This window comes from Mycolicibacterium aromaticivorans JS19b1 = JCM 16368 (assembly GCF_000559085.1).
Taxonomy (GTDB): domain Bacteria; phylum Actinomycetota; class Actinomycetes; order Mycobacteriales; family Mycobacteriaceae; genus Mycobacterium; species Mycobacterium aromaticivorans.
Genome location: NZ_JALN02000001.1, coordinates 383,609 through 407,123, shown reverse-complemented (window position 1 = coordinate 407,123; position 23,515 = coordinate 383,609). Strand labels below are relative to the sequence as shown.

Genomic DNA, 23,515 nt, shown 5'->3' with positions numbered 1-23,515 from the left:
CGGACATTTGTGTCCAAAGCGTATGACCACAGCGCGTGGTCGTCAATGGAGGTCAAAATATATCCAGTTAGTCGACTCAACCAAAGCTTTACGTCATACGTTCTGAAAGCAGATGTCGGAACGGGCGGGCGCTCGAGTTGAGCAGGCATTGGACGAACATTCGAGCAGAAGCAAACAAACCGCGGATGGGATTGCGGCGAGGTCAGCGAAAGGTTCGCTGTCCCGGCCGCACCCCACCCGCGGGTGTGGGTCCTATGCCGACGACGGCCGATCAGCCGTGGGGCGCCTCAGAGATCTTGGTGTCTTCCTTGCCAAGCGTCTGGCAGTACACCGTGACCGAAGTCTTGGTGGCTGTGATCTCCAGGTTCGCCGGATCCTGCCCGCTCTTGTCTTTGAGCATCTTGCTGACTTCGTCGTTCTGCTTCTTCTCGTCTTGAGTGAGGAAGTCCTTGCATTTGGTGTCGCCGCCGGTGTTCACGACCTCCGAGGCCGAGCAGCCGCTCAGGACGGCTGCCGCCGCCGATGCCGCCAGGACGGGGTACACGATTCGCTTCACTGGGAACCTCTCTCGGTTGGGAACAGCACGCAGATAATTCACAGATTTGGCCGATTTGAAACCCGGAAGTGCGGCTTAACCTGCATGTCGCGCTGATCCCGGCCGCATGACGGCCGGTTGCGGCGTCAGTCGAGATCGGCAAGGGCCGCGCGAGCGGCCTGCAACTCGGCCTCGAGTGCGGCAACCCGGGCGGCCTGCTCCGAGCGCGCCTCCTCGATGACTTCGTCGATCGGAGCCGCCAGATCCTGATGCAGTTCCCTGGCCGCCCGCGACACGGCGGCCGCCGCGATCGCAAGGTTGCGGGCCACGTATGTGGTGCCCCGCTTGAGTTCGGCGCGCCATTCGCCGTCGGCCGTACCGGTGACCGTGAGGGTGAGTTCAAGCGTCTTGGTCTTCTTGCCTGCTTTCCTGGCCGGCGCCTTCACGGGCTCGGTCGGCTCGGCAGGCGCGGGCGGAACCGCACTGTCAGCCATCGTCATGTCGATCGGGCGAAGCAACGCGTCGGGCATGGCAGCGTCGGTAGACGGTGCTTCGGTTGCCTGGGTGTCTAGAGTCGTGGTCACGTCGAGTTCCTCCTGAACAGCATTCGCAGCGGCTTGCAAGTGCATCCAGTAGAACATACGTTCGACAGATGGCAAAGAGATCCGCGGGGCATGTCGTGGCGGAGAAGGGCCGACTGGCCGACGAATTACGTTGTTGCCGCTGTGTTTTCGCGACCCACGATCGGGCGTGGCGTCCGCCGTCCTGTCACCGTGATCCGGCCGCCGTACTCAGGTATGAGGATGACGTGCTTGACCCGCTGGCGTTCACCGCGTTCCGTGGTGGTCGCGATGTCGACACGCCGAAGCACCTCCCGCAGTACCACCCGCATTTCGGCCATGGCGAACGTCGCGCCGAGGCACCGGCGCGCGCCGCCACCGAACGGCAGCCACGTCGTCGGGCTCAAAGTCGCGCCGATCATGCGATCCGGATCGAAGCGGTCCGCGTCGGGGTAGATCCGGTCGTCGGAGTGCACCAGCCCCACGCCGGGCGCCACCATCACACCGGGCGGCAACAGATGTCCGGCGATCTCGACGGGCTGTTTGAGGATCCGTCCGACGTCGAACACCACCGGTCGACTACGCAGGGTTTCCTTGGCCACCGCATCCAGGTACTCGTCGTCGCCCACCTTGGCCGCGCGCACCGCTTTGGCCAGCGCCGCGGGATTGCGGCTGAGCCGCTCCAGCGCCCAGGACAACCCGGTCGCCGTGGTGTCGTGCCCGGCGACGAGCAAGGTCATCAATTGGTCGCGCAACTCCGCGTCGGTCATCGTCCGGCCGGCCTGATCGGCCGCGCGCACCAGCATGGCCAGCGCGTCGGTGCGGACGGCCAGGTCGGGGGCGGCGCGGCGCTCCGCGATCTCGGCATACAGCAGCCGGTCGGCTTCCTCGATGCGGCGGCGCACCCCGCGCCACGGCAGCCGTTGCTGCAGGCTGGGCGTCCCGATCGCCAACAGTTGGAAGGCCGACAGGTTCAGCAACCGTGGCAGTACCTCGCGCAGCGCTGCCAGTCGGGTTGGATCACTGGCGCCGATCACCAGACGCATGATCACCTCGAGGGTGATCTGCGACATCTTCGGTGCCACCGGGAACGCCGTGCCCACCGGCCAGCCGGCGATGTTGGCCGCCGCGATCTCGGCCATCACCTCGGTCTGGCGCGCCACCGCGTCGCGGTGGAAGGGCTCCAGCATCAGTCGCCGGCGGTCGCGGTGCACCTCGCCGTCGACCACCAGCACCGACGCCGGACCCAGCAGGCCGGACAGCATCGAGTTCGCCTCGCCCGCATGGTAAATCGCGGGATCGCCCGCGAACACCTGCTTGATGTCGGCCGGATCGTCGAGATACACCAGAGTGCCCAGGCCGGCGATCCGCAGCGTAAAGGTGCGGCCGTAACGGCGCCGGCACGCCAAGACGAATCGCGGCCAGTAGCGCAACATCAGCATGGCTTGCACGACAGGCGGCAGCGCAGGACCCGGTGGCAGCGGCGACGTCTTATTAGACATGAGTCCAGTATAGGAAGAAGATGCCCCGGGTCCTCGAGATCGAACGAAAATCCTGCGGACGGCGCGAAGTGATCAACGCGCGTAGGGTTGAAATGTCAACAAACCGGACGGCCGAAAGCCCATGGTGACCACTGATTTCACTGCACCCAGCAGCGCAGACGTGGAAAGCGAACGACTGCGGGCCCTGCACCGTTACGCAATTCTTGACACCGCACCCGACGCGGCATTCGATCGCATCGCCCGGGTGGCCGCCCGATCGTTGGACAAGCCCATGGCGACGATCACATTCGTCGATGAGCACCGGATCTGGTTCAAGGCGACGTACGGCGTCGAGGGCCTTACCGAGATTCCGCGCGAAGCGGGGCTGTCCAGCCTGGCGATCGGCGACAGCCGGACCTATGTGGTTCGCGATACCGCCACCGATCCGTACGTCTCCCGAAACCCCAGCGTCGCGGGTGAATTCGGAATCCGCTTCTATGCCGCCGCGCCCGTCACGACAGACGATGGGCATCAGCTGGGAACTGTCAGTGTTCTCGACTCCGAGCCGGGTGACGTCACCGACGACCAGCTGGCCACCCTGGAGGATCTCGCCGCAATCGTGATGAAGGCTCTCGAACTGCGACTTTCGGCGCTGACGACGGTTCGTGCCGAGCGCGAACTGCGTGACACCGCCCAGCAGTACGCCTCAGTGCTGCAGCGCGCCCTGCTGCCGTCGGCGCTGCCGGTGATCCCCGGTCTGTCGATGGCGGCGCACTATCACCCGGCCGCTTCCGGTCAGGTCGGCGGCGACTTCTATGACGTGTTCGGCGTGGCTCGCGACGAGTGGGCCGTTTTCCTCGGTGATGTCGAGGGCCACGGGGCCGCGGCCGCGGCCGTCACCGCCCTGGTGCGCCACACCCTGCGCGCGGCGGCTCTGCACTACGACGACCCGACCGACGGCCTCGACGAGCTCAACGCGGCGCTGATCGCCGACGCAGAAGAGCGACGATTCTGCACCGTCTTGTCGGGAAAGCTTCGACCCGAAGCCGACGGTTTCCGGATCACCCTGGCGACCGGGGGCCACCTGCCCGCTCTGCTGCTGGATCGCGACAGCGGATCCATTCGCCCGGTTCGCTCATCGGGCGGCATGTTGATCGGTGCCGTCGCAGACGCGACGTTCGAGGCGTGCGAGACGTTGCTGAGCCCGGGGCAAACCCTGCTCCTGTACACCGACGGGATCGTGGAGGCCCGGCCCGACGGGCACACCACCTTCGGCGAATCGGCCTTGCGGCTTTTCCTGGCTGAGCGGGTCGGACTGCCGGCCACCGAGCTGGTGGCCGAGTTGGCCGAACTGGTAGCTGTACTGCGTCCCGACGACGATGTGGCGTTCTTGGCGTTGACTGTGATTGACGCATCCGTTGGCGCGGTGCGTTAGCCTTGGACGGTCGGCCCGGTAGAATTTCGGGCATAGACAACGCGCCGCAAGCAGATCGGCGCACAGAGCTAGTAAGTTCTTGCCAGGTTCAGACGGAAGCCTCGCAGGCATTTTATGATTGCGAGCGCGCCGTCCGGCGCGCGTAGTGAGGTGAATCTTGGACGAACAAGCCACTGCCACCACCGGCACGACCACTGCGGCCAACACTGGCTGCGTGATCAACGAGGAGTGGTTCGGGCGGACGGTCGTCATATCTGCAGCCGGCGTAGTCGACATGCTGACGTCGCCTCAGCTCGAGGCCAGCATCACCGCCTCGCTGACCAAGAACCCGACTGCCATCATCGTCGACCTGTCCGACGTCGACTTCCTGGCTTCGGCCGGTATGGGTGTTCTCGTCGCCGCCCGCGACAAGGCGTCCGCGGAAATCGGCTTCGGTGTGGTGGCCAGCGGGCCCGCCACTAGCCGGCCGCTCAAACTGGTCGGCCTCGCCGACATCATCGGCTTGTACGCAACATTGGATGAGGCGCGCGCCGCACTTGGTGAGTAATTCTCGGAAGTTGGGTATAAGAGATTTGCCATGACGACACCGAGTTACTCAAGTCACACAGCCGATGGTGACCGCTTCACGCGCAACGATGTCGTCGCTGATGCGCACAACGCAGCCAAGGTTCGCGACGAGTTCGCGACCTGGCTGCGGGCCTGCGGAGATATCGATCGAGTTCGTTTCAGCGACATCGTGCTAGCGGTCAACGAAGCGCTGGCCAATACGGCCGAGTTTGCCTATCTCCTCAAAGGTGAGATCGGAACCATCGACGTGGAGGCCGTGCGCAACGGCAACACCCTGACAATCACGATCGCGGACCAAGGTCAGTGGCGGGAGTCCACTCCAGCCACCCAGAGCCGTACGCGCGGTCGGGGCATCCCGTTGATGCGCGCGCTCGCCGATGACGTCACCATTGACTCCTCCGCGCTGGGCACCACCGTTTTCCTGCGCTTCGACCAGGTTCACGCGGTCCAGCAATCCGACGACGACGCCCGAGTCGGATAGCCCTCAAGCAGGCTCGTAGCGCAGCATCGTGACGCCCGAGTCGGCATAGTCGTAGAACACCGGCTTGAGTCGCATTCCGATTTCCAGCTCCGCCGGGTCGGCATTGACGATCTCCGTCGAGAACCGTGGCCCCTCATCCCATTGCACGACCGCGAGTAGCTGAGGCAGCTCGTCGGCAAAGTGTGGTGCCACCGGCCGGTACGCCACCGTGTACGTATACAGCGAGGCGGCTCCGGAAATCTCCCGCCACTCCAGGTCGTCGGCCAACGTGCCCGGCGCCAGCACCCGCGGATAGAACACGTACTGCTGAGCCGACGGCGAATACTGGATCCGGATCCGGTGCTCGGCCAGGGCATCCCAGAACGGTTGGGCGGTCGGCGTCGGGATCGGCATCGGCTTGTCGAAGTCGCCCATGACTAGTCGCCTTCCAATACCAGGGTGGTTTGTTCGCTCAAGATGCCGCCATTGCCGGAGACGAAGGCACGGTTGCAGTCTGTGACCTGGGTGGCACCTGAGCGGCCCATGATCTGGCGGGCGGCGTCGCAGATGTGGTGCATCCCGCCGGCAGTGCCGGCCTGCCCATAGCCGAGCTGCCCGCCTGCGGTGTTCATCGGGAAATCGCCGCGGAACGTGAGGTCGTGCTCGGCGACGAACTGCAGGCCCTTGCCCTTCTGGCAGAAGCCGGCGTCCTCCAGACTGAGCAGAACGGTGATCGTGTAGCAGTCATAGATCGACACCATGTCCATGTCGGCCGGCGTCAGCCCGGCCATCGAGAACGCCGACGCGGCCGCCTTGATCATCGGAGTCTGCAACAACTCCTGGGCGTAGGTCGGCGTCTTGTACGGCACCCGCTCGCCAAATCCTTTGATCCACACCGGGCGGTTGACGCTGCGACGGGCCAACTCGGCTCCGGTCACCAGCACCGCGGCGCCGCCCATCACCGGCATGACGATCTCCAGCATGTGCAACGGCGCGGCGATGACCGGACTGGTGAGCACGTCGTCGACGGTGATCGGCACGTCGCGGAAGATCGCGCCCGGCGTGTGGTTGGCGTTGACCCGCTGGTCGACGCTGATCTTGGCCATCACCCGTTCGTCATAGCCGTAAGTGGCGCCGTAGAGCGTCGCGACCTGACCATAGGGACCGTTCTGGCCGAGATTGCCGTAGGGGATCTCGAATTCGGCTTGCGGCGAGCCGTACCTGTTGCTCGACGCCCCGAAGTACATCAACTCACTGACGTCGAGCGGCTTCTGCGCGCAGACCGGTGTCATCGGTGTGGCGGGGATCACGCACAGCACCGCGTTGCACAAGCCCAGCTCGATGGCCGCCGCCGCCCGCCAGACCATCGCCGCCGCGCTGGCCCCGCCGAGGTCGACCATCTCGGCGAAATTGGCTTTGATGCCCAGATATTCGATGACCGTGGACGGCACGAAGATCTGGGACTCCTGCAGATGCGTGGTGCAGATGCCGTCCACATCGGAGGCCGACAAGCCGGCGTCGTCGAGGGCGGCCTTCGCCAGCCGTGCCCACTGCTCGAGGGTGAACTCGAGCGGGCCGGTCGGTCGCTTCGTGGAGGGGAGTTCGGTGTAGCCGACGATCGCGGCATCTCCGCGCAGACCCATGCCGCTGTCCTCCAGTCATTGCCCAATAACATTGAGCATGTAATCATATTGAGCGCTTAATGAGAATTGGATCCGGCGAGAGGTAGCTCACAGTGGCATCACCCCTGGACGGCAAAGTCGCCGTCGTCACCGGCACCAGCCGCGGCGTGGGCCTGGGCATCGCACACGAATTACTGCGCGCCGGAGCCACTGTCATCGGCTGCTCGCGCCGACCACTCGATGCGATGCCCGGGGTGGCCGACAATCCGGAGTGGCTGGCCCGGTCCTCGCAGCGGGTATGCGACCAGGGCGACTACCGGGCCATCGACCACTTCGTCGAGCAGGTGGTGGCCGACTACGGCCGCATCGACATCTTGGTCAACAACGCCGGGGGCACGGTGCCCGCGCCGAACGTCGAAAGCATCCCGGGCCTGGTCTCCCAGATCCAGGGCGCGCCGGCCTCGGACGACGAGTACGAGCGCACAGTCTTGTTCCACGCCTTCGCCATTCAGATGAACCTGATCAGCCCGATGTGGTTCGCCGTCCGGGTGTTCCGGCAGATGCGCGAACAGGACGGCGTCGGCTCGATCGTCAACATCTCCAGCGGCGCAGGACATCCCGCCGGCTCGCCGACGCTGGTGTCCTACGGTGCGGCGAAATCCGGCCTCAACCATCTGACCCGATCGCTGGCCGAGGAATGGGGACCGAAAGTGCGGGTGAACTGTCTGGCGCTGGGGCCGACGATGACCGACAACTTCAAGTCGTTCGTATTGCCCAAGGACGACCCGAACGGCGAGAAGTACTTCCACGCCGTGCCCATGCATCGCGCCGGAGAGCCGCAGGAGGTGGGCCGCGCCGTGGTGTTCCTGTGCGGTGGCACAGCCGATTTCATCAACGGCACCACCATCGAGATCGACGGCGGCATGATGCCCGGTGTGCTCTACGAAGCCGGCCTCAAGACCATCACGGACCTGCTGTGAAGCGCGTCATCCAGTTCGCCACCGGCAACGTCGGCAAGCATGCGCTCCCGCTGATCATCGAGCGGCCCGGCCTCGAGTTGGTCGGGCTGCACGCCCACGGCCCCGACAAGGTCGGCCGCGACGCCGCCGACATCTGCGGCCGGTCCGAACCCACCGGGGTCATCGCCACCAAGGACATCGATGCGCTGGTGGCCCTCGGCGCCGACTGCGTCGTCTACACCTCCCAGGCCGAAATGCGCCCGCAGCAGGCCATCGAGGAGATCTGCCGGTTCCTGCGGGCCGGCACCAACGTGGTCGGCACATCGATGGTGTGGCTGGTCGCCCCGCAGCACGCCGACGCGTGGATCCGCGAACCACTGGCCGCGGCGTGTGCCGAGGGCGGCACCTCGCTGTACATCAACGGCGTCGACCCCGGCTACTCCGGGGACAGCCTGGTCTACACCGCGCTGACGCTGGCCGGGCGCGCGACCGGCATCACGGTCTCGGAGATCTGTGACTACGGCAGCTACGACGACGCCGAATTCACCGGTGTCAGTTTCGGTTTCGGCACCACGCCGGACCACACGCCGATCATGTTCGCCCCGGGCGTGCTGTCCTCGCTGTGGGGCGGCCAGGTCCGCTCACTGGCTGATGTCTTGGGGGTCACGCTCGACGAGGTGCGGGAGTCGCACGAAAGCTGGGTGACACCCGAACCGATCGACTGCACGATGATGAGCGTCGCACCCGGTCATGTCGCCGCCGTCCGGTTCGCGGTGGAGGGGATCCGTGACGGGCAGCCGGTGATCACCATGGAACACGTCAACCGGCTCACCCCGATCACCGCGCCGGACTGGCCCTATCCGCCGGACGGCCGCCTCGGCGTGCACCGCGTGGTCGTGCACGGCAACCCCGGGGTGGAGATCAACACCCGCCTGGGCCTGGACGGCGTCGACCACAATGACGGCGGGGTCATCTCGACCGCCGCGCGCGCCGTCAACGCGATCGACGCGGTATGCGCCGCACCTTCGGGCCTCTTGTCGGTCAAGGACCTACCTGCCGCGCATGCCGACCGCGTGATGTGGTGACGATGACACCCAAAATCGCGCCACGGCGCCCACCCGGCGGGAGCCAGGAACGTGCCGAACGCACCCGTGAGGCGGTCCTCGACGAGACGGTGCGCTGCGTCGTCGAGGAGGGGTTCGCCACCGCCAGCGCCAAGCACATCGCCGAACGCGCCGGCGTCACGTGGGGCGTTGTGCAGTACCACTTCGGCGACCGCGACGGCCTGCTGATGGCTGTTGTCGACCGGGGTTTCACCGAACTGCTGGAATTGCTGCGCAGCCTGCCGCCGCCGTCGCCCACGCAGAGCCGCCGCAAGCGGGTTGAACTGGTGGTCCACGCCGCGTGGGCAGCGTTCTCCAGCCCTACCTCACGCGCCTCGCTGGAGATCCTCATCGGCACCCGGGCCATGCGCGACAAACGGGGGACCCGTCACCTCGTCGAATTGCAGAAGGCCATCTCAGATTTGAGCCGTGACATCGCCGAGGGGCTGGACAATCCACACGCGGCGGCCATCGGCGACCTGATCTGGGCCACCATGCGCGGGCTGGTGATCACCCAGTTGGTCATGGCCGGCGCTGCGCGCAGCAATCGGGAGCTGACCGCGCTGGTCGACGTGATCTGCTGTTACCTCGATTGCCATGGGCAAAGGCAATGAGCACCAAGCAAAGTCACAGTTAGGTCATAGGGGCGTGCCGAATCGGCGCGCCTGAGTGACTTTCGCACCAAGCCTTGGTGATCATGGCCGGATGACCGAACCGCTGGGTATCTCCGTGGGCACAGCCAGCCTGGTCGCCGCGCGGGCCGGGGCGGCGCCGGTGATCTGTCCCGCCGCGGTCACGCTCGGCGACCAGCTCTGGACCGATTTCGTCGACCGCGTCGGTGACCCGATCCCGTTGACCGGCGATGACGGCTTCGCCTATCGCGCCGAGCAGCTGCTGGCCGCGGCACTGTCCGGGCTGGCAGACACCGAGGGCTCGGGCCTTAACGCGGTGTCGGGCGTCGCGGTTCCGGCGCACTGGGGACCCGGCCGCCGCGATGCGCTACGTGATGCGCTCTGGAATCTGCCGGCGCTGGCGTCGGCGGCCGCACCGCCGCTGCTGGTGTCCGACGCGACTGCGGCGCTGCGCTCTCTGCAGAGCGACCCCGGGCTGCCTCGCCGGGGTGTGATCGTGGTGTGCGACTTCGGTGGCGGCGGCACATCCGTCACCCTGGCCGACGCGGCCGCCGACTACCGCCAGATCGGGGAGACGACCCGCTTCGCAGAACTGTCCGGCGACGACACCGAATTCCTGCGCGCCCTGGACGGAACACTGGAGCGCGCCAGGATCGGCCGGGCCGATGTCAGCGCCGTCGCCGTCATCGGCGAATCGGTGACACCGGTGGCCACGCAGCACCTTTCCGAGCACCTGAAGATGCCGGTCACGGTCTCGGCGCACCCCCATCTGGATGCGGCACTGGGAGCCGGCCTGGCCGCAGCACGGCAGCTGGCTGCCGACGCGCCGACCGGCATGGCGCCCGCGCCGATGATCGCCGACCCCGGTCCGCAGTCGGCAACGATGGCCGCGCCGCTGGCCTGGTCCAACGACGACGCGCCGGACGATACCGCCGGGTACGACCAGTCCTACGGCTACAGCGACGCCGACTACCGCGGTTACAGCGACGCCGAGGACGACGACCTGTCGATCCTCGACGCGGAACCGCCCAAGGAGCGCGGGTCCAGCCTGACGCGCAGTGTGCCGCTGCTGCTCGGCGGGGCGGCCGCCGTCGCAGCGGTCGCCGTCGGCGGCTTCGCCTACACACTCACCGGCACCAGCACGCCGAGCACCCCTTCGGTCAAACCCCTTCCGGCCACCGCGGTGTCGTCGATCGTGAGCGCACCGCAAGCACCGCCGCCTGCTGAGACCGGCACGCTGACCAACCCGCCGGTCCAGACCGTCACAGAGCAGGCGCCCGCCCCACAGGCCCCGACCACCGTCGTGACCGTGGAGACCACCACCACGACCCCGCCGACCACCACGACCACCACGACGCCGACCACCACGACGACCACTACCACCACGACAACGACGACCACGACGCCGACCACCACGACCACGACGCCGACCACCACGACGACCACCACCCAGTGGGACACCACGACCACCTCGACGCGTCGGCCGTTGATTCCCGGATTGCCGCCGCCGCCACGGATTCCCGGCCTGCCGCCGGCGCCGAACCTCAATGTGGCGCCCTGAGTTTGCTCAGCGGGGCTTGGCCCCGGGAACACTCGTGCGCGCGGCGACCGACTGCGCCGAACCGGTATCGAACACCTCGATGGTGACGTCGTCGTCCCGGTATCCGCCGATCCGGTGCAGTCCGGGTGTGCCTGCGACGATCGCGGTCACGGCATCACCGGACAGCGGATAGTCGGAGACCGGGTGGCGCCAGTGCGCGCTGAGGATCGTGGCGCACGGCTGAAGCCGCGGGATCTCCCGGGCCAAGGTTTCCTGCAGCGTCGCAGCATCGAAGTAGTAGCCGACCTCGGAGATCACCACCAGGTCGAAATCGGTTGCCGGCCATTCGGTATCGAATGAGCGATTCAGCAATGTGATGTCGTCGCACGATCCACTGGCACGCAACCGGGCATCGGCGTGCGCCAGCGCGGCGTCGGCGACGTCGACAGCTGTCACGTGATCGCATCGGGCGCTCAGCTGTTCGGTGAGCACCCCGATCGAGCATCCCGGCTCGAAGGCATGCCGGTACCGCTCGCGGGGGAGTAGCGCCATCGTGATCGCATACTTGCGCCGTTCGTACCACCGTGAGGCGAGCTCCCACGGATCGGCCGACTCGGCGTAGAGGGCGTCGAAGTAGCTGTGAGGCAGACCGGACGTCACTGGAACACCACCTCTCCCACACGATCCAACCGCTCCAGCACGTACGGCGGAAGGATCGGCTCGCGGCCGGTGGCGTCGCTCTCGAGTTGGCTTCGAAACGACGCGACCGCCTCGCGTTTACGTTGCGCAGCAGACGGATTCGTGACTATCCGTACTGCGCGCTGCCACGGCACAGCCTCGTCACCGGGATGAGCCCAGTGCCACATCCAGATCGGATACTCCAGCAGCACGGCCCCGGTACGGGACGCGGCGACAGCCGCGGCCCGACCGACCGCTTCGTGATCGGGATGACCATCACCGCGCCACGTCGCCGCGCACCAGGTGCCCGCAGGACGAGCCGCCAGAATGTCGGTCAGGACGTCGGCGAGCCGGGATTCGTTCTCGGCGAGCTTACCGTCCGGAAGGCCGAGGAAATCCGGCATCGGAAGACCGAGAACCGCTGCCGCGGTGCGTGATTCACTGCGCCTGGACTCTTCGAGCCGGGCCCGCTCGGAGACCGAGAGCCCCGGCCACGCCGCACCGCCGTCGCTGGCGATCACCGTATGTACGTCGATGCCACGGGCCGCGACCCCGCAGGCGGCCGCCCCGAAGCCGAGCGTTTCGTCGTCAGGATGGGGTGCCAGCACGACCAGGCTCGGGCACTGATCCAGCGACAACGACGGAAACGCCTGCCCCCGAAGCCATTCCTCGGCGGGTGTCCCACCGCCGGAGATCGGTACGGCCGCGAACCGGGTCGCGTTGCCGGTCGGTGGTCTCATCGGGCTACCAGCACGCCCAGTGCCGCGAGATCCTTCTCGGCGTGACTCTGCCTGACGTACACGGTCAGATCCGCGACACGGCGGGCATGGGCCTCATCCATGACAAGCGGTGTGGGACCCAGTGCCCGTGCGGTTCGGCCGACTACCTCGTCGACCGCGGTTTCGACGGCAGCCCGTAGTCGCCGGGCCGCGACCTGTCCTGTGCTGTGCGGCGCCGCGTCCACCTGGTCAGCGGTGTCGGCCATCAGGGCGCCCGCCGCGGCCAGAGCGGCGTCGACGGAACCGAGATGTGCTGCGGCATAAGGGTTCTCGCTCTGATTCTCGGCGACCGCGCGATACAACGGTGTTGCCACCGCGCGGGCAGCGCCCAGCCAGCAGGCCGCGACGCCGGCCGCGCCGTGCCAGAAGCCCGGCCGGGTCAGATACTCGTCGGGACCGCCGACCGGGGTGGCCGGTGCGGCGCTGAATCGCACGGAGCGGGTGTCCGAGTCGGCCATGCCCGCGTTACGCCACGTGCTCGGCAGCGGCTGAACGCCCGGGCCGTGCAGGTCGACCGCGTAGAGACCGCGGGCACCTGTCTGCGTGTGGGCCGTCACCAGCGCGTCGGCGCACAGCCCGGCGCCAGAGCACCACGCCTTGACTCCGGTCAACCTCACGCCATCACCGTCATGATGCGCGGTGACGGTCGCGCCGGGCGCCTCGGCCGCCCACACGCCCCACAACCGGCCAGGCCGCGCCCGCGGCCCGTGCAGCTCGGCAAGGATCGCGATCGCGTCGGTGTGCGCCTCCGCCAGCCGGCCGGCCACCACATCGCGTTCGCACAGCGCGGCCAGTGCCTGCCAGCGCGCCAGGGTGCCACCCGAGCCGGGTAGTGGCAGGCTCAGCTCGCCGGCGTCGAGCCAGCGCTGCACAGTCGTGACGGTCATGCCGAGTCGCGCTGCGGATCGGCCAGCATCCCGCGAAGGTGGGCGGCGAATCCGGCTGGGGCGCGGCCGATCTGGCGTGCGGACGTGGCCACCGAGAGCCGGGTGTCGCGCCGGATTCGGAATCCGGCCACTTCGAACCGATGGACCAGGTCCACATCCTCGCCGCTTGCCAGTGCCCCGAATCCACCGACATGCCAGTAGGCGTCGGCTGCGAAACCCATATTCGCGCCGTGGACGTGGTCATGCGCCACCTGGCCTGGCTGGATCTTGGCGTGATACGCGCGAAGGTACCTGCGGACAGCGGTGACCGGGATCTGGCGCCAGTTGGCGATTCGCACCACGCCGAGAACCATGTCGGCGTCTGCGCCGAGTTGGCGCACCAGCCAGTTGGAGTCCACCCGGCTGTCTGCGTCGGTGGTCGCATACCAGGTGGTCGGACCACTCAGACCCTGGTCGCAGGCGAACGAGAAGCCAGCGGCCCGCGCCTCGCCCACGTTGTGTGCGTCGATCTCGAGGAAATGCACATCGGTACCGAACCGCTCCGCCAGCGCACTGCTGCCGTCGTCGCAGCCGTCCAGGACGATCACCACGGTGACCGGAAGATCCGCCCGCGCGGCCGCAGCCGAAATCGCCTCGAGGCAGTCCGGCAATGCCGACGCTTCGTTGTGGGCGGGGACGACGATCACCGCGCGGTCGAAATCAGCAGCAGCCACGTCAATTCAGTAGCCGATCCGCGGTGTTTTCACACTTCGTCGGCCGGCGCCGGTCAGGTCAGCGGGGCCAGACCTGCTCCGGTCAGCAGGTAGCCGGCGGCGGAGTCGGCGGTATCGAGGGTCATCAGATCGATCATTGCCTGGCCCGCGAGCTCCGGCGTGATCACCGGTTCGAGCTGCTCGATGAACGCGTCCTCGGTCAGACCGGCCTGGTGTGCGTAGGCCCGGATACCTGCCAGTCCGACGTCGCCGGCCGGCGTCATCCTCGGCATGACGGTGGTGAAGGTGACACTCATACCGGCGCGCTCCGATTCCATGTGGGCGTACTGAGCGATGAACCGTTGAGTTGCCTTGGATCCGGCGTAGCCGCCGCTGAGCGGTGATCCGTTCAGCGCCGCGCCGCTGCTGATGATGATGACCCTGCTGCCGGGCGCCAGCGGCTGCAGAAGCGCCTCCCGCGCCCAGGTGAAGGCGATCTTCACGTCGGCGTCCCAGTTGACGGAGAACGTCTCCCAGGAGTGCTGCGTCAGGCCACGCATCACGGGGGTGGCGCCGGCGACCACGATCACCGCGTCGGGCCGATACTCACCGAGCACGCGCCGCGCCGTGGCGGCGTCCGACGCATCGGCCACGTGCGTGCGGACGGCGGGATGGGTGTCCGCCAGCGCGGCCAGCGACGCGCCGTCGCGGGCGAGCGCAATGACATCGGCACCCGACCGGGCAAAGGCGGTGGCAATACCGCGCCCCAATCCACGCCCGGCTCCCACCACGAGCACCGTCAAATCGTGCAGTTCGGTCATGTCGATCCCTCCGGTCGTCGTTCGTCTGCTACGAGGCCTGCATGCCGATGAGCGCGGCGTAACGGTGCTCGAGTGCTTTGGCGGCGCCATCCCGCCACCGTTGCTCGAGTGACTGCGCCATGGGGTCGGGAAAGATATCGTCGTGCCCGCTCTCGATTGCGTCGAACACCGCCGTCGCAACAAATTCCGGTGTGGCCTTGGGTATATCCACGCCGCGGCTCATATCAGTGTCGACCGGACCGGTGAGAACGGCGTGTACGCGAACCCCCCGAGGAGCGAGCAGCGCGCGCAGCGACTGGGTGAGATTGAAGGTGGCGGCTTTGGAGATGGAGTACGCCGGGATCAGAGGTAGCGGCGCAAGGGCGTTCAGCGAGGAGTTGTTCACGATGGTGCCGCGTGACTCGAGCAGCTTCGGCAGAAACGCCGCGACGACGTCGTAGGTTCCGAAGAAGTTGACAGCGAGGTGACGTTCGATCGCGATTCGATCGGACAGGTCGTCGTAGTCGGCGACGCCGGCATTGTTGATCAGGATGTCCAACGAGCCCACCTGCTCGGCGGCGCGTTGAATCTGCTCCCGGTCGGTGACATCCATCGTCACCGACCGGATCCGGTCGTCCGGGTCGACGAACGGCCGGCGTGTGGCGGCGTAGGCGCAGCTGGCGCCTCTGCGTAGCGCCTCGTGCACGAGTGCCCGGCCGATACCGCGATTCGCACCGGTCACGAGCACTGTTTTGTCATCAATCTTGTCTTGAATGGGCATAGCTTCTCCTCGGCAATGGGCAGGAACCTGTCGAAGAGTTAGATGCACCGTTGCTGTCCAGATGAGCGGTGAGTTCGCGATCACTTTTGCGCCCGCCGAACGTCAGTACAGGTGGGCGTCGCGCAGCGCGGCCGATACGTGCGAGGTGAGCGGTGACATGGCATGACAGCCAATCTGATCGAGAAGGCGCGGGCAGGCGACAGCGACGCGTTCCGCGCGCTGACCGAACCACACCGTCGCGAACTCGAGGTGCACTGTTATCGGATGCTCGGCTCGCTGCACGACGCCGAAGACATGGTCCAGAACACGATGCTGGCGGCCTGGCGGGCGCTGGACGGATTCGAGGAGCGGGCATCGGTACGCACGTGGCTGTACCGCATCGCCACCAATCAGTGCCTGGGCGTGCTGCGTTCGGGACGGCGAAAGCGACAGGCCGCGGAGGTCGCCATCGCTGAGAATGGCCTGCCCGAGCCGACGCACTACGGCGAGATCGTCTGGCTGGAGCCCATCCCGGCTCATCTACTGGACGTCGCGGATGCGTCTGCTCTCGGACCGGAGGCCGCATACGAGCAGCAAGAAGCCATTTCGCTGGCGTTCGTGACCGCGTTGCAGTTGCTTCCGGCGCGCCAGCGCGCCGTTCTGATCCTGCGCGATGTGCTCGGTTACCGGACCGGCGAGGTGTCCGAGATGCTCGGCGCCACAATCGCTTCGGTGAACAGCGCGCTGAAGCGGGCGCGCGAGACGGTCGGCAGGAGCGACCGGGATGTCGAACCGCCGGAACCGAATTCCTCAGCGGAGCAGGCGGTGGTCGCAGATTTCGTGCGCGCCTACCAAACCGGTGACATCGACGCATTGGTTCGCCTGTTGACCGCCGACGTGCGGGTGTCCATGCCGCCGATTCCGTTGGAGTATCACGGCCTCGACGCCGTTGCGGGCTTCTACGCCAAAATCCTCCGCGAACGCAGCTACACCCTGGTGGCTACCCGCGCCAACGGTCAGCCTGCCTTCGGGGCCTACCTCAGAACGGGTGTTGACCCCACTCGTCACGCCGCCGGCCTACTGGTCCTCGATCTGGCCGGTGAGCGGATCTGCGGGCTGACCCGATTCGACAACGACGTGATGCCGCGATTCGGGTTGCCGCGAACGCTGCGTGATTGATACCGGTCAGCGCGGATGTGCCTGTGCCGCATCGACGACCTTGGCCGCGACTTCGGCCAACGGCACGTTCGTATCGTGCGACAGCTGCCGCAACATTTCGAACGCCTGGTTGGCGTCCTTGCCGTAGCGCTCCATGATCATGCCCTTGGCCTGCCCGATGATGTCGCGGCTGGCCAACGCCGCCTGAAACTGTGACTCGCGGCGGCCCGCGTCCCAGACCAGCGCCGAGTGCGCTGCGAACAGCGAGCCGAGCTGGCGGGTGCGGTCGTCGAACGCATGCGGGCGATCGGCGAAGACATTCAGCGCGCCTATCGACTTGCCCGTCATGAACAGCTGAAAACCCATGATGCTGCGCACCGCTGTGGTCTCCAGCGCCTCGGCACAAAAGGCCGGCCAGCGCGTCTCCCGGGAAAGATCCTCGACGTAAACCACTCGGTGCTCCCACGCGGTTGACAGGCACGGGCCCTCTCCGGTGCGGCGTTGGATGTCGTCGATGCGGATCGCGGCCTGAGTCGTCGCCGCCGGGGTGTCGATCTCGAATTGATCTGCCGTCACAGTGATGTTCGCGTACTCCGCACCGGGCAATTCCGCGGCGGCGTGCTCCACGAGTTCGGCGGCCACACCGACGTCGAGACTTCGCCGTTCGTAGAGCCGCCGGGTGATGTCGGCAATGCGGGCGGCGGCGTCCGCAGCGGGGAATCCTCGGTCGACCGACATGACAGATGCCATACCCGCCACGATGGGTAGTGCAACATCGGCGCAGAGGAGATTCGATGACCGAGCAGACCCGCGTGCGACGCGGACCCATCACGCGTAACGCCACCGGTCTGACGTCGGCCGAGGCTTTTGTCATCATCGCGATCGCGACGATCCTGCTGACCCGGCTCTACCTGCAACTCACCGGCTACCCGCAAGTCGGGGGTGGAGACCTGCACATCGCGCACGCGCTGTGGAGCGGTGCACTGATGATGCTCGCCCTGCTGGTCGGCTGGATGGTTATCGGCTCGCGCCCGCGGTCGCTGGCCGTAGTGCTGGGCGGGATCGGCTTCGGCTTGTTCCTCGACGAGGTGGGCAAATTCGTCACCAAGGACAACGACTACTTCTACGGTCCGGCCGCCGAGATCATGTACATCCTGGTTTGCCTGATCCTCGCCGGAGCCCGCCTGGTGCGGGCCATTCGGCCACTCAGTGCGCGAGAATGCCTGGCGTCCTCGGCGGCGATCGCCACCGACGGTGTAGCCCGCGGACTGCCCGACCACCGCCGCGAGATCGGTCTGCGACTCGTCGAATACGCCCGAGACAGGGGAGCGTCGACCGACGACGTCGAGCACGTCCGCGCGCTGTTGCTCTCGGCAGCACGAGCCACCGACCGCGGCTATCGGGCGCGGCGATGGGCACAACGATTGATCCCCAACGTGTTTCGAAGCCCGAAGTGGGTGCCCTGGGTGGGCTGGCTGTTGGTGGCCGGCGCGGTGCTCGGCCTGCTCTTCCACGCGCTGGGCATCGCGTTGGGCGGCTACTTCTATCAGGACAGTCATGTCTCGATACATCTGGCCGGCAAGACCCCGGCCACCATCATCCTGATGGTCGGCGCCGCGCTGACCCTGGCGATGGCGCTGCCTGCGATGATCGCACTACGGCGTACGACGACGTTGTGGCCGCTGCGGCTGCTCCGCACCGGCGCTCTGGTGTTCACTCTCCTGAGCGCGCTGGTGCATTTCGCGACCGAAGGATTCGCCGCCCTGATCACCCTGTCCATCGGCCTGTTCGGCCTGGCGATCCTGTCCTACCAAGTCGACGTCGCGGCGCAGCGGGCCGCGCCTAGACCACCGACAGGTAGCGCCGAGTGATCACCCGCTGAACCAGCGAGGCGACCGGGGCTCCGACCTGACTCCACCAGGTGGCCGGCGTCGAGAAGGCCACCACCTCGGCGTGGACCGATTCATCGCCGGGATCGAAGCGCACACCGAACATCTCCTCGCCCGACACCGCGTGGCCGGGCAGACTGCCGTAGGCGAAGCCACGGCGATTGGACTCGTCGACCACGTACACCACCCGACAGGGTGCGAGGAATGGCCCGAGCCGGCCGAGCACATCGGTGCCAACCTCGGCCACCTCCGTGGTGGCCGCGACCCGCAGACCGGCGCCGCGCAGCATCCCGTACCGCATCACCGAGTCCGCTGCGCGCTCGAAGCGCGCCCGCCCGCTACCGATGCGCGACGACAACCGCACATGGTGGTACCCCGCCGGCAGACCCGCCGCGGTCGCGCCCACCTCGGCGTAGGTCAACGGGCGGTCGGCCAGGTCGCTGAGCTTCACCGCTCCAGCCTGCCATCGCTTACGTACTCTCGAGGTGAGCAGCCCGCATCCGGCGGCATACGGTAACCAGGTGGTAGAGGACATGACGGCGGCGCTCCATCCCGGTGGCGGATTCAACCCGCCGGTGCCGACGGGCAGGGGCGGTCCCGATTACGGCCGGTTCATCGACGCGGTGCGCGATCTGCAGGACCACGCCCGCGCCGTCGACGCGCCCGACGACGTGATCACCGAAGCCGCCGACCTTCTCGAGCGGGCGTCGGCGCTGCTGGAGCCTTACGACGCCGACGAGTGGACCACACCATCGGGCCGGCGCACCGACCTACCGATGCGGGGCAATATCCTGTCCATTCCAAACGAGACGCAGATCGGCGACGACGGGCGACTGCGCGGCTGGGCCCGGTTCCGTCGCTACCACCTGGGCCGCAACGGGGCCGTCCATGGCGGCCTGATCGCCCACCTCTTCGACTCGGTGCTCGGCAAGACGTCGTTCGTGCTGACCGGCGGTCCGTATCAGCGCACCGCCTACCTTCACGTCAACTACCGCAAGATCGTGCCCATCGAAACGGAACTCCAGGTGGAGGCCGGCGTCGTGCGCACCGAGGGCCGCAAGATCTACGTCGACATCCGGCTGCGCGACGGCGACGATCTGCTGGCCGACGGCGAAGGACTGTTCGTGCTGCTGAAACCGGGTCAACCGTGACGCGATTTGTGCACCGCTGGAAGCAGCGGCGGGAGCGGTTGAGGCACCGGCCGGTCGCCGACTTCGTCTATCGTGCGGTGGTCGGCGTCGTCGGGCTCGCTGTTCTCGCCGTCGGGATGGTCGCCATTCCCTACCCGGGCCCCGGCTGGGCGATCGTCTTCGTCGGGCTCGCGATCTTGGCCAGCGAGTTCTATTGGGCGCATCGCACCCTGTCGTTCACCCGGGACCGCTACGACAGTGTCATGGCATGGTTCCGCAGGCAGGGCAGGTGGGCCCAGGCGCTGGGTGCGGTGTTCACCGCCGCGGTGGTGGTCGCCACGCTGTGGCTGTTCGGCGCGGTCGGCTGGTCGGCGGGATTGCTCGGGTTCGACCATCCGGCCTTGGACAGCCCCATCGGCCTCGGGGCCTGACCAGCACCCCGATAGCATGGTCGGCGATTCCTGCCGCCCCCGGCGAGAATCGGATCGAGCCCCACTACGCCGAAAGAGGCCCGCAATGACCGCCCCCGCACACCCCGCCCCAGCAGCACCGATCCGGGTGCCTGCCGGGACCACCGCGGGCGCTGCGGTGCGCGAGGCGGGATTGCCGAGCCGCGGCGAGCCCGGCGCGATCGTCGTGGTGCGCGACGGCGAGGGCAAGCTGCGTGACCTGAGCTGGACGCCGGACGCCGACGTCGACGTCATCCCAGTGGCCGCGGACACCGAGGACGGCCGTAGTGTGATCCGGCACTCGGCCGCCCACGTTCTGGCCCAGGCTGTGCAGGAACTCTTCCCGCAGGCCAAACTCGGCATCGGGCCGCCGATCACCGACGGTTTCTACTACGACTTCGACGTGCCCGAGGCGTTCACTCCCGAGGACTTGGAGAAGCTCGAGAAGCGGATGCAGAAGATCGTCAAGGACGGTCAGCTGTTCTCGCGGCGGGTGTACGAGTCCAAGGACCAAGCCCGCGCCGAACTGGCAAACGAGCCCTACAAGCTCGAACTCGTCGACGACAAATCCGGTGATGCCGACATCATGGAGGTCGCGCCACCTGGTTCTAACGAAGATCTGACCGCATACGACAACCTCAATCCCCGCACCCGCGAACGGGTTTGGGGTGATCTGTGCCGCGGTCCGCACATTCCGACCACCAAGTACATTCCCGCGTTCAAGCTGACCCGCAGCTCGGCGGCGTACTGGCGCGGCGACCAGAACAACGCCAGCCTGCAGCGCATCTACGGCACGGCCTGGGAATCGCAGGAGGCGCTGGACCGTCACCTCGAACTGCTCGAGGAGGCGCAGCGCCGCGACCATCGCAAGCTCGGCGTGGAACTGGACCTGTTCAGCTTCCCGGACGAATTGGGTTCCGGCCTACCGGTTTTCCACCCGAAGGGCGGCATCATCCGACGTGAGCTCGAGGACTATTCGCGCCGCAAGCACGAGCAGGCCGGCTATGAGTTCGTCAACACGCCGCATATCACCAAAGAGCAGCTCTACATCACCTCCGGCCACCTGGAGTGGTACGCCGACGGCATGTTCCCACCGATGCACATCGACGCCGAGTTCGACGAGGACGGCACGCTGCGCAAGCCGGGGCAGGATTACTACCTCAAGCCGATGAACTGCCCGATGCACCACCTGATCTATCGGTCGCGGGGGCGGTCGTATCGGGAACTGCCCTTGCGGCTGTTCGAATTCGGCTCGGTGTATCGCTACGAGAAGTCCGGTGTGGTGCACGGGTTGACCCGGGTGCGCGGGATGACCCAGGACGACGCCCACATCTACACCACCCGCGAGCAGATGCGCGACGAGCTGGCCTCGCTGCTGCGGTTCGTGCTCGACCTGCTCGCCGACTACGGCCTCGACGACTTCTATCTGGAGCTGTCCACCCGGAACCCGGACAAGTCCGTCGGCTCCGACGAGATGTGGGAAGAGGCCACCGAGACCCTGCGTCAGGTCGCCGAGGAATCCGGTCTGCAGCTGGTGCCGGATCCGGGGGGTGCGGCGTTCTACGGGCCGAAGATCTCCGTCCAGGTCAAGGATGCGCTGGGCCGCAGCTGGCAGATGTCGACCATTCAGCTCGACTTCAACATGCCGGACCGTTTCGAGCTGGAGTACACCGCTGCCGACGGCTCCCGGCAGCGACCGGTGCTGATCCACCGCGCACTGTTCGGTTCGATCGAGCGGTTCTTCGGGGTGCTCACCGAGCACTACGCCGGTGCCTTCCCGGTGTGGCTGGCGCCGGTGCAGGTGGTCGGCATACCCGTTGCCGACGCACACCTGCAGTATCTGGAAGATGTTGCCGCTGAGCTCAAATCGCGTGGGGTACGGGTAGGTGTCGACTCCAGCGACGATCGGATGGCCAAGAAGATCGTCAACCACACCAACCAGAAGGTGCCGTTCATGCTGCTCGCGGGCGACCGCGACGCCGAGGCCGGCGCGGTGAGCTTCCGGTTCGCAGACCGCACCCAGATCAACGGAGTGCCGCGCGGGCAGGCGGTCGAGACGATTGTGAAGTGGATCGCCGATCGCGAGAATGCCGCCCCCACAGCCGAACTGGTGAAGGTCGACGGTGGCTGACAACGCAGAGGCGTTCATCGATCGAGGCGCGGGTGAGCCCGATCGCCTGCAGCGGCTGTGGACACCGCACCGCATGAACTACATCCTCGATGTGCCCGCGAACAAGAGCGAAAAGGGGGGATCGGACAAGGAAGGATCTGCTGCATCGTCGGAGCCGTTCACCTACATCCCCACCCTGCCCGACGAGGACGGTCTGGTGGTGGCCCGCGGCGAGCAGGTCTACGTCGTACTCAATCTCTACCCGTACAACCCGGGCCATCTGATGGTGGTGCCGTACCGGCGGGTGTCGGAGCTGGAGGATCTGTCCACCGGCGAGAGCGCTGAGCTGATGGCGTTCACCCAGAAGGCGATTCGCGTCATCAAGTCGGTGTCGAGCCCGGACGGCTTCAACGTCGGGCTCAACCTCGGCAAGTCCGCCGGGGGTTCGCTGGCCGAACACCTGCACATGCATGTGGTGCCCCGCTGGGCCGGCGACGCCAACTTCATCACCGTCGTCGGTGAGACAAAGGTGATCCCGCAGCTGCTGCGCGACACCCGCAAGCTGCTGGCCGACGAATGGGTGGCGCAGCCGTGAGCGACTTCTACCTGATGACCCGGGCGGCGTACGCCAAGCTCAGCACGCCGGTGGCGAAGGCGGCGCTCAAGATCGGGCTGACCCCCGACATGGTGACGATCATCGGCACCGCGGGTTCGGTGCTGGCCGCGCTCATCATGTTCCCGATCGGGCAGCTCTGGTGGGGCTCGGTGGCCGTATTCGTCTTCGTCCTGGCCGACATGCTCGATGGCGCGATGGCGCGCCAGCGCGGCGGCGGCACCCGGTTCGGCGCGGTTCTCGATGCCACCTGCGACCGGATCAGCGACGGCGCGATCTTCTGCGGGCTGCTGTGGTGGGTGGCTTTCAGCATGCACAGCTCGTCGTTGGCGGTGGCCACGATGATCTGCCTGGTCACCTCGCAGGTGATCTCCTACGTCAAGGCCCGGGCGGAGGCCAGCGGTCTCGAGGGCGGCGGCGGCCTGATCGAGCGGCCCGAACGGCTGGTCATCGTGCTGGTCGGCGCGGGCTTCTCCGACCTGCCGTTCTTCCCGATGCCGGTGGTGTTGCCCATCGCGATGTGGTTGCTGGCGGTGACCAGCCTGGTGACGGTCGGCCAGCGGGTGCACTCGGTGCGGTCCAGCCCGGGCGCCATGGACAAGATCGCGCCGGCCGCGCCGCAGCCGGTCGGCGACGACACCGAAGGCACCGAGCCGTGATCAGCACCCCGGGGCAA

General features: G+C 67.0%; 27 protein-coding genes. 14 read left to right on the top strand and 13 right to left on the bottom strand.

What is annotated here, in order from left to right; genetic code table 11:
* Window positions 1–271 precede the first annotated feature (271 nt).
* The 3 genes from Y900_RS01945 to Y900_RS01935 form a co-directional block, all read right to left on the bottom strand.
* The gene (locus tag Y900_RS01945; RefSeq protein ID WP_410432626.1) at window positions 272–556 is read right to left on the bottom strand and encodes a hypothetical protein; all 285 of its coding nucleotides are present in this window, start codon (window positions 554–556) and stop codon (window positions 272–274) included.
* A gap of 125 nt (window positions 557–681) precedes the next feature.
* The gene (locus Y900_RS01940) at window positions 682–1,035 is read right to left on the bottom strand and encodes a DUF6319 family protein (protein WP_036345558.1); all 354 of its coding nucleotides are present in this window, start codon (window positions 1,033–1,035) and stop codon (window positions 682–684) included.
* 209 nt (window positions 1,036–1,244) lie between these two features.
* Window positions 1,245–2,597: a cytochrome P450 gene (locus Y900_RS01935; RefSeq protein WP_036338381.1), complete on the bottom strand. Its 1,353-nt coding sequence runs from the start codon at window positions 2,595–2,597 to the stop codon at window positions 1,245–1,247.
* A 160-nt stretch (window positions 2,598–2,757) separates the two neighbouring features.
* Here Y900_RS01935 and Y900_RS01930 point away from each other — a divergent pair, with 160 nt between their 5' ends.
* The 3 genes from Y900_RS01930 (at window position 2,758) to Y900_RS01920 (ending at window position 5,059) form a co-directional block, all read left to right on the top strand.
* Window positions 2,758–4,011, top strand: a complete 1,254-nt coding sequence (locus Y900_RS01930; protein WP_237752475.1) for a PP2C family protein-serine/threonine phosphatase — start codon at window positions 2,758–2,760, stop codon at window positions 4,009–4,011.
* Window positions 4,012–4,168: 157 nt separating this feature from the next.
* Window positions 4,169–4,558, top strand: coding sequence for an STAS domain-containing protein (locus Y900_RS01925; protein WP_081844951.1), 390 nt, complete (start codon window positions 4,169–4,171; stop codon window positions 4,556–4,558).
* Between the two features lie 30 nt (window positions 4,559–4,588).
* Window positions 4,589–5,059, top strand: coding sequence for an ATP-binding protein (locus tag Y900_RS01920; protein ID WP_036338376.1), 471 nt, complete (start codon window positions 4,589–4,591; stop codon window positions 5,057–5,059).
* A gap of 3 nt (window positions 5,060–5,062) precedes the next feature.
* Here the strand turns inward: Y900_RS01920 and Y900_RS01915 are convergent, their stop codons facing one another.
* Both Y900_RS01915 and Y900_RS01910 read right to left on the bottom strand, forming a co-directional pair.
* Complete coding sequence (locus tag Y900_RS01915; RefSeq protein WP_036338375.1) at window positions 5,063–5,473, bottom strand: Zn-ribbon domain-containing OB-fold protein; 411 nt, start codon at window positions 5,471–5,473, stop codon at window positions 5,063–5,065.
* Window positions 5,474–5,475: 2 nt separating this feature from the next.
* Window positions 5,476–6,681 carry a thiolase family protein gene (locus Y900_RS01910; RefSeq protein ID WP_036338373.1) on the bottom strand — a complete coding sequence of 402 codons (1,206 nt, stop codon included), beginning with the start codon at window positions 6,679–6,681 and terminating at the stop codon, window positions 5,476–5,478.
* Window positions 6,682–6,773: 92 nt separating this feature from the next.
* On the opposite strand from Y900_RS01910, the gene Y900_RS01905 reads away from it, so the two are divergent.
* From Y900_RS01905 to Y900_RS01890, 4 genes are all read left to right on the top strand, one after another.
* Entirely contained in the window at window positions 6,774–7,640 is an 867-nt protein-coding gene (locus Y900_RS01905; RefSeq protein WP_036338370.1) for an SDR family NAD(P)-dependent oxidoreductase, read from the top strand.
* Window positions 7,637–8,704: an NAD(P)H-dependent amine dehydrogenase family protein gene (locus Y900_RS01900; protein ID WP_036338367.1), complete on the top strand. Its 1,068-nt coding sequence runs from the start codon at window positions 7,637–7,639 to the stop codon at window positions 8,702–8,704. The genes Y900_RS01905 and Y900_RS01900 overlap by 4 nt, the downstream gene beginning before the upstream one ends.
* 2 nt (window positions 8,705–8,706) lie before the next feature.
* A complete protein-coding gene (locus Y900_RS01895) occupies window positions 8,707–9,336 on the top strand; it encodes a TetR/AcrR family transcriptional regulator (protein ID WP_036338365.1) in 630 nt (209 codons plus the stop codon).
* 91 nt (window positions 9,337–9,427) lie between these two features.
* Window positions 9,428–10,915 (top strand): Hsp70 family protein, encoded by a 1,488-nt coding sequence (locus Y900_RS01890; protein ID WP_036338363.1) that lies wholly within the window; start codon window positions 9,428–9,430, stop codon window positions 10,913–10,915.
* 6 nt (window positions 10,916–10,921) lie between these two features.
* Here Y900_RS01890 and Y900_RS01885 read toward each other — a convergent pair whose 3' ends face one another.
* The 6 genes from Y900_RS01885 to Y900_RS01860 are packed head-to-tail and all read right to left on the bottom strand — an operon-like array spanning window position 10,922 to window position 15,472.
* Complete coding sequence (locus tag Y900_RS01885) at window positions 10,922–11,554, bottom strand: SAM-dependent methyltransferase (RefSeq protein ID WP_036338360.1); 633 nt, start codon at window positions 11,552–11,554, stop codon at window positions 10,922–10,924.
* Window positions 11,551–12,312 carry a PIG-L deacetylase family protein gene (locus tag Y900_RS01880; RefSeq protein ID WP_036338358.1) on the bottom strand — a complete coding sequence of 254 codons (762 nt, stop codon included), beginning with the start codon at window positions 12,310–12,312 and terminating at the stop codon, window positions 11,551–11,553. Before Y900_RS01880 ends, Y900_RS01885 begins: the two co-directional genes overlap by 4 nt.
* The gene (locus Y900_RS01875) at window positions 12,309–13,238 is read right to left on the bottom strand and encodes an acyl-CoA dehydrogenase family protein (RefSeq protein WP_036338355.1); all 930 of its coding nucleotides are present in this window, start codon (window positions 13,236–13,238) and stop codon (window positions 12,309–12,311) included. The genes Y900_RS01880 and Y900_RS01875 overlap by 4 nt, the downstream gene beginning before the upstream one ends.
* Entirely contained in the window at window positions 13,235–13,951 is a 717-nt protein-coding gene (locus Y900_RS01870; protein WP_036338353.1) for a glycosyltransferase family 2 protein, read from the bottom strand. The genes Y900_RS01875 and Y900_RS01870 overlap by 4 nt, the downstream gene beginning before the upstream one ends.
* 53 nt (window positions 13,952–14,004) lie before the next feature.
* Entirely contained in the window at window positions 14,005–14,751 is a 747-nt protein-coding gene (locus tag Y900_RS01865) for an SDR family NAD(P)-dependent oxidoreductase (protein WP_051659823.1), read from the bottom strand.
* 28 nt (window positions 14,752–14,779) lie between these two features.
* Window positions 14,780–15,472, bottom strand: a complete 693-nt coding sequence (locus Y900_RS01860; RefSeq protein WP_237752474.1) for an SDR family NAD(P)-dependent oxidoreductase — start codon at window positions 15,470–15,472, stop codon at window positions 14,780–14,782.
* A 201-nt stretch (window positions 15,473–15,673) separates the two neighbouring features.
* Here Y900_RS01860 and Y900_RS01855 point away from each other — a divergent pair, with 201 nt between their 5' ends.
* The gene (locus tag Y900_RS01855; RefSeq protein WP_036338347.1) at window positions 15,674–16,669 is read left to right on the top strand and encodes a sigma-70 family RNA polymerase sigma factor; all 996 of its coding nucleotides are present in this window, start codon (window positions 15,674–15,676) and stop codon (window positions 16,667–16,669) included.
* Between the two features lie 6 nt (window positions 16,670–16,675).
* Here the strand turns inward: Y900_RS01855 and Y900_RS01850 are convergent, their stop codons facing one another.
* A complete protein-coding gene (locus Y900_RS01850; RefSeq protein WP_237752473.1) occupies window positions 16,676–17,398 on the bottom strand; it encodes a GAF and ANTAR domain-containing protein in 723 nt (240 codons plus the stop codon).
* 44 nt (window positions 17,399–17,442) lie between these two features.
* On the opposite strand from Y900_RS01850, the gene Y900_RS01845 reads away from it, so the two are divergent.
* Window positions 17,443–18,519: a hypothetical protein gene (locus Y900_RS01845; protein ID WP_036338345.1), complete on the top strand. Its 1,077-nt coding sequence runs from the start codon at window positions 17,443–17,445 to the stop codon at window positions 18,517–18,519.
* On the opposite strand, the gene Y900_RS01840 is transcribed toward Y900_RS01845, so the two are convergent.
* Window positions 18,491–18,988: a DUF1990 domain-containing protein gene (locus tag Y900_RS01840; protein ID WP_036338343.1), complete on the bottom strand. Its 498-nt coding sequence runs from the start codon at window positions 18,986–18,988 to the stop codon at window positions 18,491–18,493. The two genes, Y900_RS01845 and Y900_RS01840, sit on opposite strands and share 29 nt — an antisense overlap.
* Window positions 18,989–19,070: 82 nt before the next feature.
* Here Y900_RS01840 and Y900_RS01835 point away from each other — a divergent pair, with 82 nt between their 5' ends.
* The 5 genes from Y900_RS01835 (at window position 19,071) to pgsA (ending at window position 23,498) form a co-directional block, all read left to right on the top strand.
* Window positions 19,071–19,688 (top strand): PaaI family thioesterase, encoded by a 618-nt coding sequence (locus Y900_RS01835; protein ID WP_036345546.1) that lies wholly within the window; start codon window positions 19,071–19,073, stop codon window positions 19,686–19,688.
* Window positions 19,685–20,098 (top strand): TIGR02611 family protein, encoded by a 414-nt coding sequence (locus Y900_RS01830; protein WP_036338340.1) that lies wholly within the window; start codon window positions 19,685–19,687, stop codon window positions 20,096–20,098. Before Y900_RS01835 ends, Y900_RS01830 begins: the two co-directional genes overlap by 4 nt.
* 85 nt (window positions 20,099–20,183) lie before the next feature.
* A complete protein-coding gene (gene thrS / locus Y900_RS01825; protein WP_036338337.1) occupies window positions 20,184–22,247 on the top strand; it encodes a threonine--tRNA ligase in 2,064 nt (687 codons plus the stop codon).
* A complete protein-coding gene (locus tag Y900_RS01820) occupies window positions 22,240–22,821 on the top strand; it encodes an ATP adenylyltransferase (protein WP_036338334.1) in 582 nt (193 codons plus the stop codon). Before thrS ends, Y900_RS01820 begins: the two co-directional genes overlap by 8 nt.
* The gene (gene pgsA / locus Y900_RS01815; RefSeq protein WP_036345543.1) at window positions 22,818–23,498 is read left to right on the top strand and encodes a phosphatidylinositol phosphate synthase; all 681 of its coding nucleotides are present in this window, start codon (window positions 22,818–22,820) and stop codon (window positions 23,496–23,498) included. Before Y900_RS01820 ends, pgsA begins: the two co-directional genes overlap by 4 nt.
* Window positions 23,499–23,515: the final 17 nt, after the last annotated feature.